This window comes from Streptomyces sp. NPDC005408 (genome assembly GCF_040606445.1).
In the GTDB taxonomy this organism is placed as follows: domain Bacteria; phylum Actinomycetota; class Actinomycetes; order Streptomycetales; family Streptomycetaceae; genus Streptomyces.
The window spans coordinates 16805-29170 of the sequence record NZ_JBEXEX010000070.1 but is presented as its reverse complement, the minus strand read 5'-3'; the positions used below and the strand labels follow the sequence as shown (position 1 = coordinate 29170).

Genomic DNA, 12366 nt, shown 5'->3' with positions numbered 1-12366 from the left:
GCGGGCCCCCCCCCCGCCCCCCGGGGGGGGGGGCCCCCCCCCCCGCCGGGGGGGGGGGGGGGGGGGGGGGGGGCGCCCCCCCCCCCCCCGACGGGATTCACGAACACCACGGCCGCTCCGAGGGCAGCAGTAGCCACGACCGAACGTCTCAGTCGGCTGGATATGAGGGTAAGCAAGGCGTCCTCCGAGAGCCCGGCGGCGCTGGTGGCACCAACCGGGCGAGTGTGGGAAGTGGTGGACGCAAGATGTCAGACAACGGGCCCGCGTGGAAAGAGTTCGATCACATGCCGGTGCTCCAACTTTCCCCGCACCGGGGCCGGTTGCCGCATGTCAGCGATCGCCCATGGAGATCCCGGCCGCAACAGAATCCGCGGCAAGGACCCCCTTGTGCGCAGGGGAAACCGGCACCGCAGAACGCCGGGTGGACACGCCATGGCAGGACGTGCACGCAAGGCGGCCGGGACCAGGGGCTTCAGCGACCTGTTCCATGACCGGTGAGACGGTCAGGTGGGTGCCGGCAGTCGACATCCAACTCGTGTGCGCAGCGCTCGCTGTGGCGAACCGGACGGGCGTCCCGCCCGAGTAGCATCGGCCGACTGAGCAGCGGCCCAAGAGGTCCGTTCCCGCTGCCTCTACCGGATATCGCCTCCGGGTACGTGCACCTGAGTGTTGAAGTCGCCTGGGCGCAGTCGGAACACCTGAAGTCGCATGTCGTAGTACTTCTCGGTTTCCCCGACCCACTCCATACCGATGCGGCGAGCGGTCGCCGCGGCGCGGGTGTTGGCCGGCCGGACCACTGCGAGGACTTCGTCGGCCCCCTCCTCGAAGGCCCAGCGGGCCAGCGCGCGACCCGCCTCGGTGGCGTATCCCTGTCCCCACACTCCGGGGTGCAGCTGCCATCCCATCTCCAGGTCGTCCCCGCGAGGAGGCAGCGGCAACAGGATTCCACCGCCGATGAGGCGGTGGTCCTCCCGGTGTTCGATCGCCCAGCGGCCCGCCGGCCGAACCAGCCGTGCGGCCTCGCCGATCCACTGCTGCAGGACCAGCCGCATGGCGTTGACGTCCCCGACACGGTCCATGGCCGGACTCAGCCACCGCGCGACACCGGCAGCGCCGAAGATGCCGAGCGCCTCTTCCGCATCCTCGATGCGCCAGGGCCGGAGCATCAACCGCTCAGTGTCCAGCTGTCCAGCCATCTGTCCTCCTCAGTGGTAGGCCCCTCCGCGTCAGATCTGTACAGGGCGGAAGATCCCGCCCGGGTCGTAGCGGCGCCAGATCCACTTGACCTGCATGCCGGTGGCTCAAGGGTAGGCACGGTCGAAGCCCCCGCTCCCCACGCCGCTCCCTGAGGCGTGTCGAGGTCCGTTGAACGCTCCGCGTCAGATCGGGTAGTGGGCGTGGCCCTTGGCTTGGACCGTGATCCAGCGGGTGTCGGTGAACGCGTCGACGCCCGCCTGGCCGCCGAAACGGCCGTAGCCCGAGTTCTTCACGCCGCCGAACGGGGCCTGGGGCTCGTCGGCGATGCTCTGGTCGTTGACATGGATGATGCCGGTGCGGATCCGGCGTGCGACGTCCAGGCCGGCCGCCAGGTCTTCGGTGATGACGCCGGCGGTCAGCCCGTACGGAGTGTCATTGGCCAACTCCACTGCCTCATCGGCGTCGTCGACGACATGGACGACGGTGGCGGGGCCGAAGATCTCGCCGTGGAAGATGTCCATGTCCCGGGTGACCCCGGTGAGTACGGCCGGTTTGATCAGCGTGCCGGGTGCCTCGACGGTCCCGGTGCCGGCCCGCAAAGTGGCGCCCTTCGCGACTGCGTCGGCGATCAGGGCGGCGATCCGCTGCGCGGCCTGCGGGCTGACCACCGGGCCCACGGCGGTGGCCGGGTCGGTGGGGTCCCCGTAGGGCAGGGCGTTGACGCGCTGCGCGAACTTGGCCAGGAATTCGTCCGCGACGGAGCGGTGGACGATGACCCGGTCGACGCACATACAGATCTGGCCGGCGTTCATGTACGCCCCGAAGGTGGCGGCGTTCACCGCATGGTCGAGATCCGCGTCCTCGAGGACGACGAGTGCGTTCTTGCCTCCCAGTTCCAGGACTGCCGGCTTGAGGTGCTGGGCGGCCTGTACGCCGATGGCGCGGCCGACATCGGTGGAGCCGGTGAAGTTGACCAGCCGCACCCGCGGGTCGGCGATGAGGGCCGAGACGACCTGTGCGGCGTCGACTCGGTCGTTGGTGACCACGTTGAGCGCACCGGCCGGGAGCCCTGCCTCGTGCAGTACGTCGGATATCAGCAGGCCGCAGGCGATCGGCGCGTCCTCGCTGGGCTTCATCACGACGGTGTTGCCGAGGGCCAGCGGGAGCGCCACCGCCCGGACCCCGAGAATGAGGGGGGCATTCCACGGTGAGATGGCCGCGATCACGCCCACCGGTACGCGTACCTGCATCGAGTACGCGCCCTGCTGATCGGTGGCCAGCAGCTGCCCGGTGGGCTGGGTGACGGCGGCAGCGGCTTCCAGCAGAATGTCGGCCGCCAGTTTGACGTTGAATGCCGCCCAGGGAGCCACGGCGCCGACTTCGCCGGCCATCAGTTCCACGATCTCCTGTGTGCGCGACGTCAGGATGTTCGCGGCGCGCAGGAAGATCGCGCGCCGCTCGGTGGGAGGTGTCGCGGCCCAGCCTTCGAAGGCGGCGTCGGCGGCGTCCACCGCGCGCGTGATGTCCTCAACCGTCCCGGCGGCGACCATGGCGCAGGTCTCGCCGGTCCACGGGCCGATGTCGGGGGCTGTACGCCCGCTGGAGGCCGATGTCTCCCGGCCGTTGATGATCAGGCCGCGGGTGCGGTTCATGGCAGTTCTCCCAAGGGGTGGTGTGGAGCGGGGCATCAGGACGCCGGGGTGGCCGGGGCAGACCGGGGGTTGCGACGGTTTGCGGTGCGGAGGCGGCGGCGGGCGAGGCCGACGGCGGCTGCGCCGACGAGCGGCGCGATCATGTACGTCCAGAAGTGGTCGTACTGCCCGGACAGCAGCGCCGGTCCGAAGTCGCGGGCGGGATTGATGCTCGCGCCGCTGACCGTGCCGAGTGTGGCGATGACGATGCCGACACCGGCGCCGACGGCGAGAGGTATGAACTTCGGCTGCGCCATCACGAGCGCGACGAGAATGAAGACGGCTCCCAGCGAGGCGGATTCGATGGCGAACAGGCCCACCGTGCCGGTGCCTTGGGCGGGGTGTACGGCGGCGTAACCCGTCTGGGAGACGGGCTTGCCCCAGACGATCCGGGCCAGGCCGGCACCGGCGACCGAACCTGCGAGCTGGGCGGTGATGTAGGGCGCTACGGACTTGCCGGGGAACAGCCCGTTCGTCCAGAGGAAAACGGTGACGCCGGGGTTCAGGTGGCCGCCGGAGATCCGGCCGGGTGGCGAGTACATGAGGGCGATGATGACCGCCGCGACCAGGACGCCAGCCACGGCGAAGAGGGCATGGGGACCGCTGATCGCCAGCGGCGAATCGGGGACCGCCAGCCAGCGGACGAGGCTCACCACGACAAAGAACAGCACCGTGGTGAGGGCGAATTCATAAGCGCTGGTCCGGACGATGTCAGCGTTGTGCGGCTCGGGTGCACTCACTGGAGGACCTCTTTTTCGCAGGGTGAACTATAGTTCACCTCGATGGTTGCCGGGAGTTTGCGCTCTCCGACTCCGACTGTCAACGCCTGCGCAGGTACCTTGCTCGTCACGGGAACCGCCGAACTGAAGGAGCACCCGCATGCCACTGGCCGAGCCCGCAGCTCACGCCCCGCGTGCCGAGCAGCTCGGCCCACTGGAGCGAGGACTGTTCGTGCTGCGCGCCATCGCCACCGCGCGGGAGCCCCGGCTGCGCCCTGGTGACGTCGTACGCGCGACCGGCCTGGCCCGGTCCCCCGTCGACCGGATCACCAGCACGCTGATCCGTCTCGGTTATCTGCGCTCCGAGGGCCGCGACCTGATTCCCGCTCCCCGCCTGCTGGAACTCGGCAACGCCTACCTGTCCGGCAGCGGGCTCCCGGACCTGCTCCAGCCGTACGCGAACCGGCTCGCCGACGAACTGGGCGAGTCCGTGTCGCTGATCGTTCCCGACGGCTGCGACATGCGCCTGATCGCGCAGGCTGTGGTCCGCGGGCGCACGCTCTCCCTCGCCTTTCACATCGGCGACCTGCTGCCCACCGAGCGGTGCGCGGCTGGCGCCGTACTCGCCGCCGACTGGGACGCGGCCCAGTACGACACCTGGCGGGCCCGGCGCACCGACGACCCGACCGACGAACACTTTCCCGTCGTCCCACCAAGGCCATCGGCGCCTCGGGCGCAGGAAGTGGAAGAGCAGTTCGCGGCCTGGACGGAGCACGCCCGCAGTACCGGATGGGCACTGGACGACCAGCTCGTCGCACCGGGCCTGGTCGCCCTCGCGGCACCCGTTCTCGGACCCGACGGCCGGGCCGTCTGCGCAGTCAGCGTGCTGAGTCACACCCATCGCCACAGCGCCGAAGAACTCCGCGAGTTCGCCCTCCCCCGGCTCACCGCAGCCACCACCGGCATGACCGAGGCGCTGCGCCGCGGGCCACTGACCCCGGCACCCGTGTCAGGGTCAGGCGCCCGTCCGACTGCCGGCTTCGAAGACCTCGACTTCGACGGCGCCAAGGACGAGATGGGCCCGGCTTTCGTGCAGTCACTCGCCCGCGGCCTGACCGTCATGACCGCGCTCGGGACCGCCCGCGGCGGCATGACGCTCAGCGCCGTGGCGGAAGCCGCCGCGCTGCCCGCCGCCAGCGCCCGCCGCGCGCTGCTCACACTGGTCGACCAGGGCTACGCGAGCGTGGACGGCCGCCGGTTCAGCCTGCTGCCCAGAGTCCTGGAACTCGGCTATGCCCAGCTGTCGGGACTCTCCTTCACCGAAATCGTGCAACCGCACCTGGTCGAACTGGTCCAGCAGGTCCGGGAATCCGCTTCAATCTCCGTCCTGTCCGACGACGACGTGCTTTACGTGGCCCGCGTCGCCACCGGACGCATCACGAGCGCCACCATCTCCCTCGGCACCCGCTTCCCGGCCTACGCCACCTCCATGGGCCGAGTCCTGCTCGCCGACCAGTCCGGATCAGAGCGGGCCGCCTACCTCGCGCGCGTCCGCCTCGAGCCACTGACCCGGCACACCCTGACCTCACCGGCTCAGATCGGCGCCGCCCTCGACAGCGCCGCCCGTGACGAGCACGCCCTCGTCGACCAGGAGTTGGAGGAGGGCCTGCGCTCCATCGCCGTGCCGATCCGCGGCCGCGACGGCCACACGGTGGCAGCCCTCAACGTCGCCCTGCACGCCGGCCACGACACCCCGCAGGACACCCGCCGCACGATGCTTCCGCCCCTCCGCGCGACCGCCGCCAGAATCGAGGCCGACCTCGCGGCCATCTCCGAACGGACATCACCGGCCATCCCCTGACCCTGACCGGCGCCCGGCCCGCAGCGCGGTCAGGCCGTACTCCCCGGCAGCCAGGACGCAGGCCTCACGAACGGCGGCCGTAGCAAGTCCGCGCCCAGCGGCCTTCTCGGCGATCCGGTATCCAAGCTCGGCTGAACCGTCCGCCACATCGACCAAGTTGACCCGCCCCAACACCTCACCGCTGCCGCCCACCAGAACATGGAAGAAGTGCAGCCCTGCGGCCTGCTCGGCCAACAGCTCATGGTGCCGTGCATCGAAGTGAGCGAAGTAGTGATCGCCACGGTCGGGAATCGACGCGGCGAAGTAGGCCCGATTCTCCTGCTCGAACTCAAGAAGCGCCGGGGCATGGTCGAGGCGAAGGCGTTGGAGTTGAGGCACGCCGCAATGTTACGCACCGGCAGTGGCGCGGCGGGGGGGCGGGAACGGCGACGCGGCGATCCCCTTCGATGGCATCGGCCGGTCCCCGCCAAACGGTCACGAGGACGGGAGTTGATGGGGGAAGGTGGGGCCATGACGTCGCCTCGGATCGCCCTCACACAGCCAGCGTCACTCGGGGCGTGCGTCGATACGGACATAAGGTTCGCGAACTGATACGGGATACGCGGACGATGACGCAAGAGCAACACTCGCTCCTCGATCTCGACGGTGGCGACCACGCCCCGTCCGCGGTGCCTCGACTGCCCACGCCTGAGACCACCGGGAAACCGCCGAGCCGATTCGAAGTGCTGCGGCGGCACCGGCGGTGGCTCTTCGCGGTCGTCGTGGTCGCGCTCCTCGCCGAGATGGCGGTCGCGATGGTCACGACGGCCGTGGAGCAAACCCCGACGATCGACGAGCCCGTGTACGTGGGCACGGCGGTGGTCTACGTGCAGCAGCACAGCCTGCGGTACAACCCTGAGCATCCGCCGCTGGGCAAACTGATCATCGCGGCCGGGCCTGCGTTCGCCCACGTGCACCTCGACCCTGCCTTCGTCGGCAACCAAACGGTGCTCGGGCGGCACGTGTTGTACGAGTCGGGCAACGATCCATGGCGGCTGATGCTGTTGGCGCGGCTGCCGGTGATCGTGCTGACGCTGCTGTTCGGGCTGGTCGTCCTCGCCTTCGCCCGTGATCTTGCCGGTCCCGTAGGCGGGTTGGTGGCGCTCGCGCTGTACGCGTTCTCGCCCGACATCATCGCGCACGGATCGTTGGCCACGCTGGACGTACCGGCGGCCGGATTCCTGCTGACGTCGGTCTGGTTGCTGTGGCGGGCACGGCGGCGGCCGCTCCTGTACCTCCCGATCGCCGGGGTGGCGCTCGGCGCGGCCGAGGCGACGAAGATGAGCGCGCTGCCGGCGGTTCCGGTGCTGCTGCTCCTGGTCGTCTGGTCGGTCTGGTACGCCCGCCGGAGGCCCGACCTCGGCCCGCGCCGGAGGGCGCGGCTTCTTGCGCTCGGCGTGGCGGCGGCGGTCGGCGTGGCGCTGGTCGCGGTCGCCGTGGTGTGGGCCACCTACCTCGCCGTCGACCCGCGGTTGCGCTGGGCGACGCCCGAGAACGTGCCGGTCGTCCACGGGCTGCGCGGGATTGCCGTCGACTGGTTGCCGTTTCCCGAGCCGTACCGGGACGGGATGCGCGTCCAGTTCGGCTTCGAGGACACGACGTGGGGCGGCTTTCTGTTCGGTAGGCACTACCACGGTTCGCTGTGGTACTACCTGCCGGTCGCGCTGCTCGTGAAGACGCCGCTCGGCATGCTCGCCCTGTGGGCGGCCGGTGCCGTCGCGTTCGTGACAGTTCCCCGACTGCGGTCTGCCGCACCGTATGTGCTCGTCCCCACGGCTCTGCTGCTGGCCGCGGCCATGCACGGGTCCCGCGACTTCGGCACCCGCTACGCGCTCTTCGTACCGATGTTCCTGGCAGTCGCGGCCGCCGGTGTCGTGGCCTTCCGACGGCGGTGGGCACACGTCTCGACCGCGGCGCTTGTCCTGTTCGTCGCGGTCAGCTCGGTGCGGACGTACCCGTACTACCTGCCGTACTCCAACGAGGCGTTCGGCGGGCCGTCGAAGACCTACCTGCGCCTGCACGACGCCAACGTCGACTGGGGCCAGGACCTGGGGAGGCTGGCGGACCGGCTCCGGCAGCGGTACCCGGACGAGAAGATCTGGCTCGTCTACAAGGGCAGCGGCGTGCCGTCCTCCTACGGCATCGACGCGTCCGACCCGCGCACGGTGCCCCCGAGCAAGGTGCACGGGCTGCTCGTCGTGTCGGACTCCTCGATCGCCAAGGCCGACGGGCTCCTGAGGGCTCTGATGGACAGCAGCAGACCGATCGACGAGGTCGGCCATTCGATCACGATCTTCCGCCGGACACCGTAGGACCACCAAAATTCGGTGTCGCTAGAGGTCGACGCGGTTCCTGTTCCACGCTAGGCCCGCCGGGTCGCCCCCGCATGGCGGCGCCCGGGTTGCAGGTCTCGCGAGAACGTGCAACCGGTGCGGGCCATGCGGGTACTTCGCGCATGCCGCGGACGGCCGGGCCATCATGGTGGAACAACGCAATGGCACCACTGTTGTGGCGGGCGGGCACCAGCAAGACGGCACACGTCCAGCCCGAACCCGCCTGTACGAATGAGATGTTGCAGCCCGGCTGACCAGTCTGGATCGAGACCGCAGGAGGTCGAAGTGTCTACATCAGTGCTCGACATGTCGGTGTCACTCGACGGGTACATCGCCGACCCCAACGATTTCCTCGGCGGCGACGATGGCGAGCGGCTGCACAAGTGGGCCGACGCGGAAGGGGAGTCCGGCCGGCCGTCCGGCCCGGCCGGGCAATTCCAGGACGAATGGAACGCGGCCGGTGCGGTGCTCGTCGGACGGCGGACTGCAGAGCTCATGGATCACTGGGGCGGTGATCACGGCGGTCTCCCGATCTTCGTGCCCAGCCACCGCCCGCCCGGCCCGGCCGCCCGTTGGGGCTATCCGTTGGTGACGTACGTGACCGACGGGATCGAAAGCGCGATGGCACAGGCCAAGGCCGCCGCCGGGGACAAGGACGTGCAGGTGCGTGGCGGGTACACGGCACAACGGGCGCTCGAGGCCGGAGTGCTGGATGAGGTACAGATCCATCAGATCCCGGTGCTGCTCGGCCATGGCCGTCGGCTGTTCGACGTCTTGCCGTCGGAGATCGAGTTGGAGATCGTCCGGGTGATCGACACGCCGGAGGCTACACACATCCGCTACCGCATCCGTCGCTGAGCCGGCCGACCAGCAGCCGCGTGGTTGTTCTGGAAGGAACTTAGACTCAGAGAAGAGCACCCCCGCAGCCAGCCGCGTCGTCGCGAACATCGCCTTGACCACGGCAATGCTGGGCTCGTTCCCCGAAGAGACCCACCAGTCCACGCGGTGGATGCCCCGCTCCTCGACGGCCCAATCGATGAGCACGCGCGCGGCCCGGGTCACCAGCCCCTTGCCCACCGCCGACGGCTCCAGCCAGCAACCCGCCTCGGCGGTGCCCTGTGCGACGTCCATCGTCCGGAGGATGACCGCGCCGACCAGCTTCCCGTCCGTCCAGATGCCGCAGATCCGCCCGGTGTCGGCCACGACCTTCTCCGCGTACGCCCAGAGGAACGCGCGGCTCGACTCCAAGTCCGTGACGACGTCGGGCAGCCCGTTGTGCTGCCCGATGAACTCCCGCCCTCGGTCGATGTGGGCGAGGAACTCCTCGGCCCGCCACGGCTCGAGCGGGCGCAGTTCCGCGCCGTCGTCGCCCAGGGATATCGCGTACATCGTCACCTTCCACGGTCAGAACCAGCGCACTCGGCGCGAAAGGATCTTCTCACGGGGCGCTGAACTGCCACCGGGCCCGCGGCGGTACCGGGCGGCCCGTATGCATGCGCCCACCGCACCAGGAGGCCGCTCCGCTTCAGCCGGCGACGTTGTCGCGCATCTGCACAAGCACCCGTTCCAGACCCTTGAGGTCCTCGTCCGAAAGGCCCTCACGCAGGCGCCGGTCGAAGCTCACCGCCGCGCTCCGCATCCGGTGAAAGGCCGACTCCCCCGCCTCGGTCAGCTCGACCACATGGCTTCGGCGGTTCCCGGGATCGCGCCTGCGCGTGACGAGGCCTTCCGCCTCCATGGAGTTGAGGTGGTGCGTCAGCGTCGCACCCTGGATTCCCACCGCCTCCGCCAGGCGGCGCTGGTTGGCGCCCGCTTCTCCGCTCTTCAGCGCGATGAGGATCAGCCATGCGGGCCGGGAGCCGCCCGCCTCCGCGAGGGCGTCGTCGAAGGCCCTGCTCACGGTCTTCGCGACGCGCGAGAGCAGCATGCCGATGGGTGGGCCTGACATGGGCGGACGGGGCATGGTCCCGATCATAGCCGCATCCGTAGGCTTCTAATCGTTTGACATCTCACGGTTAGGCATCTAACGTTTTTGCATGACCGAGCCGAGTCCGGACAGGCAGTCATCCCGCCGGTGGGCGGCGCTGATCTTCATCGCGATGGCCCAGCTGATGTCCGCGCTGGACGCGACGATCGTCAACATCGCGCTTCCCTCGGCCCAGCGCGACCTCGGCTTCTCCGATGCCAACCGGCAGTGGGTCATCACCGCGTACACCCTCGCCTTCGCCGCCCTCGTGCTGCTCGGCGGCCGGATCGCCGACTATCTCGGCCGCAGGCGCGCCTTCCTCATCGGCCTCGTCGGCTTCGCCGTCGCCTCCGCCGTCGGCGGTGCGGCCGTGAACCTCGGCATGCTCACCGGCGCCCGCGCGCTGCAGGGCTGTTTCGCGGCACTGCTCGCGCCCACCACCTTGTCGTTGCTGGCGGTGATGTTCACCGAACCCAAGGAACGGGGCAAGGCGTTCGGGGTCTACGGCGCGATCGCCGGCAGCGGCGCGGCCATCGGGCTGCTGCTCGGCGGCGTGCTCGCCGAGTATCTGAACTGGCGCTGGTGCCTGTACGTGAACGTGCCGATCTCCGCCGTGGCCTTCACCGGCGCCGCGATCCTCCTCCCGGCCGACCGCCCCGCCCAGCGGCATCGCCTCGACGTACCCGGCGCCCTGCTGGCCGCCGCCGGGCTTGTGTCCCTTGTCTACGGGTGCAATCAAGCCGTCGACCGCGGCTGGAGCTCGGGGATCGTCATCGGGCTGCTGGCCGCTTCCGCGGTGCTGCTCACCGTCTTCGTCTTCGTACAGTCGCGGGTGGCCGAGCCACTGCTGCCGCTGCACATCGTGCGCGAGCGCAATCGTGGCGGCTCGTATCTGGCGATGGGTCTCGCCCTGGCGGGGATGCTGGGCCTGTTCCTCTTCCTGACGTACTACTTCCAGATCGTCCTCGAGTACTCCCCCGTCAAGACCGGCCTGGCCTTCCTGCCGCTCACCCTCGCGGTGCAGCTGGGCGCGGCCGGCATCGCCCTGCGGTTCCTGCCGCGGGTGCCGCCGCGCACCATCATGGTTCCCGGACTGCTCGCCGCGTCCGGCGCCATGGTGCTGCTGGCCAATCTCGGCCCCGGCAGCGGATACGTCAGTCTCGTACTGCCCGCCGAGCTGCTGCTCGGGGTCGGGCTGGGCTGCGTCTTCGTACCGGCGATCAGTACCGCGACCCAGAGCGTCGATCCGCGCGATGCGGGCATCGCCTCCGCTGTCGCCAACGCGTCGCAGCAGACGGGCAGTTCGATCGGCACCGCTCTGCTGAACACCATCGCCGCGAGCGCCACCGCCGGATATCTCGCGGACCACGCACAGCAGCAGGCAGACGGCACGCCGCCAGTCGCCGCTCTGGTCCACGGCTACGCCGTGGCCGCCGCCTGGGGCGCGGGCATCCTCGCGACCGCCGCGATCCTCACCGCGCTCCTCGTCAACGCCCCGGCACCCGCGCGCGCAGCCGAGCGCGAGCGGTCACCGCAGAGCAGCTGACCCGGCCGGTCCGGACCGGCTTCGTCAGAGCCCCCGGCGGACGCAGCGCGGGGCATCAGCCGTCAGCCCGTCAGCGACCATGCCAGAGGCGAGCGACCCGGCGACGAAGATCGCGACGTAGGCGGCGAGGATGCGTCCGAAGTGGGCGTCGGCCGCCCTCCCCCGGCTGACCGGCTACGCCACCGCTCGCCCGCCTCGGATCGCCCGCCACGGATCGTCGGGCGACGGAATCGGCACCTTGCGTCCTGCTTGCGCCTGGATCTCGTAGTGGGACTCGTACGCCTGACCCCGTACCAGTCCGCGTGGGCAGGTCGGCGTTCCCGTACGACTCGACGACTGAGAACCGTCTCCCGCGGGACGGGAACCGGCGGTTGTACGCGTCCGATCTGTCGGGGACACTGGCGCGATGGCAGCGCAGTACGGTCCGCATCGGTGGTCGGCGGGCGATCGCGACCGGCGACCACACCGACGCATTCCGCGGTGCGCGCTTCACGGTCGCCGACCTCACCGGCGCGAAGTTCCTCGACTGCGACATGAGCCAGGTCAAGATCGTCGATTCGTGGCTCGTCGACGTCAACGTGTCCGGATACGTGAGCAACTTCGTCGTCAACGGCGTCGACGTCACTGCGTTCGTGGAAGCCGAACTCGACCGCCGCCATCCCGAAGGTGTGCAGCTACGGTGATGGACGAGGAGTGCGAGCACCTCCGCTTCGCCGTGCGCGACCTCGCGGTGCTCGAAGCGCGCTAGGCCTGTCGCCAAGTCGGCGAACGGGTCAGCGGCTCGCTCGGGCCACGCCGCGGCCATCGTCTGCCACGTGCGCGGCGCCCGAACAGCAACGCCTCGGCCCCGGTTCAGCGCGTGTCCGCCCCCGGCGCCTGCACGACGCCGTCCAAGCTGATGAACTCACTCTGCCGCGGCGCGGGAACGAATCATCCTGGCACCGGCGAGATCACCGCGCGACGTTCATGACATCCTGTGACATCACAACTCGCCGGACGGGATCGGCGGACGTC

The 12366-nt window shown here is 69.9% G+C and carries 9 protein-coding genes and 4 pseudogenes; 5 read left to right on the top strand and 8 right to left on the bottom strand.

Annotation, left to right across the window (positions count from 1 at the left end; all coding sequences use genetic code 11):
- Window positions 1–632: 632 nt before the first annotated feature.
- From ABZS64_RS35735 to ABZS64_RS35725, 3 genes are all read right to left on the bottom strand, one after another.
- Window positions 633–1196, bottom strand: coding sequence for a GNAT family N-acetyltransferase (locus ABZS64_RS35735; RefSeq protein WP_355838761.1), 564 nt, complete (start codon window positions 1194–1196; stop codon window positions 633–635).
- Window positions 1197–1379: 183 nt separating this feature from the next.
- Window positions 1380–2849: an aldehyde dehydrogenase gene (locus ABZS64_RS35730; RefSeq protein WP_355838759.1), complete on the bottom strand. Its 1470-nt coding sequence runs from the start codon at window positions 2847–2849 to the stop codon at window positions 1380–1382.
- 35 nt (window positions 2850–2884) lie between these two features.
- Window positions 2885–3628: an aquaporin gene (locus ABZS64_RS35725; RefSeq protein WP_355838757.1), complete on the bottom strand. Its 744-nt coding sequence runs from the start codon at window positions 3626–3628 to the stop codon at window positions 2885–2887.
- Window positions 3629–3767: 139 nt separating this feature from the next.
- On the opposite strand from ABZS64_RS35725, the gene ABZS64_RS35720 reads away from it, so the two are divergent.
- On the top strand, window positions 3768–5468 hold the full coding sequence (locus ABZS64_RS35720; RefSeq protein ID WP_355838755.1) for an IclR family transcriptional regulator C-terminal domain-containing protein: 1701 nt from the start codon (window positions 3768–3770) through the stop codon (window positions 5466–5468).
- A gap of 15 nt (window positions 5469–5483) precedes the next feature.
- On the opposite strand, the pseudogene ABZS64_RS35715 reads toward ABZS64_RS35720, so the two are convergent.
- Window positions 5484–5846 (bottom strand): annotated as a pseudogene (locus ABZS64_RS35715) (GNAT family N-acetyltransferase); the annotation flags it as partial.
- 404 nt (window positions 5847–6250) lie between these two features.
- Between ABZS64_RS35715 and ABZS64_RS35710 the strand changes: the two are divergent.
- Together ABZS64_RS35710 and ABZS64_RS35705 are read left to right on the top strand one after the other, a co-directional pair.
- On the top strand, window positions 6251–7819 hold the full coding sequence (locus ABZS64_RS35710; RefSeq protein ID WP_355838765.1) for a phospholipid carrier-dependent glycosyltransferase: 1569 nt from the start codon (window positions 6251–6253) through the stop codon (window positions 7817–7819).
- 306 nt (window positions 7820–8125) lie between these two features.
- Window positions 8126–8698 (top strand): dihydrofolate reductase family protein, encoded by a 573-nt coding sequence (locus tag ABZS64_RS35705; RefSeq protein ID WP_355838763.1) that lies wholly within the window; start codon window positions 8126–8128, stop codon window positions 8696–8698.
- 99 nt (window positions 8699–8797) lie between these two features.
- Here ABZS64_RS35705 and ABZS64_RS35700 read toward each other — a convergent pair.
- Together ABZS64_RS35700 and ABZS64_RS35695 are read right to left on the bottom strand one after the other, a co-directional pair.
- Window positions 8798–9229, bottom strand: a pseudogene (locus tag ABZS64_RS35700) (GNAT family protein); the annotation flags it as partial.
- 136 nt (window positions 9230–9365) lie between these two features.
- On the bottom strand, window positions 9366–9803 hold the full coding sequence (locus ABZS64_RS35695; protein ID WP_355838753.1) for a MarR family winged helix-turn-helix transcriptional regulator: 438 nt from the start codon (window positions 9801–9803) through the stop codon (window positions 9366–9368).
- A gap of 73 nt (window positions 9804–9876) precedes the next feature.
- Between ABZS64_RS35695 and ABZS64_RS35690 the strand changes: the two genes are divergently transcribed.
- Entirely contained in the window at window positions 9877–11352 is a 1476-nt protein-coding gene (locus ABZS64_RS35690) for an MFS transporter (RefSeq protein WP_355838751.1), read from the top strand.
- Between the two features lie 66 nt (window positions 11353–11418).
- Here the strand turns inward: ABZS64_RS35690 and ABZS64_RS35685 are convergent.
- Window positions 11419–11502: pseudogene (locus ABZS64_RS35685) on the bottom strand (hypothetical protein); the annotation flags it as partial.
- 221 nt (window positions 11503–11723) lie between these two features.
- Between ABZS64_RS35685 and ABZS64_RS35680 the strand changes: the two are divergent.
- Window positions 11724–12035: a pentapeptide repeat-containing protein gene (locus ABZS64_RS35680; protein WP_355838749.1), complete on the top strand. Its 312-nt coding sequence runs from the start codon at window positions 11724–11726 to the stop codon at window positions 12033–12035.
- Window positions 12036–12112: 77 nt separating this feature from the next.
- Here ABZS64_RS35680 and ABZS64_RS35675 read toward each other — a convergent pair.
- A pseudogene (locus tag ABZS64_RS35675) lies at window positions 12113–12252 on the bottom strand (dihydrofolate reductase); the annotation flags it as partial.
- Window positions 12253–12366 lie beyond the last annotated feature (114 nt).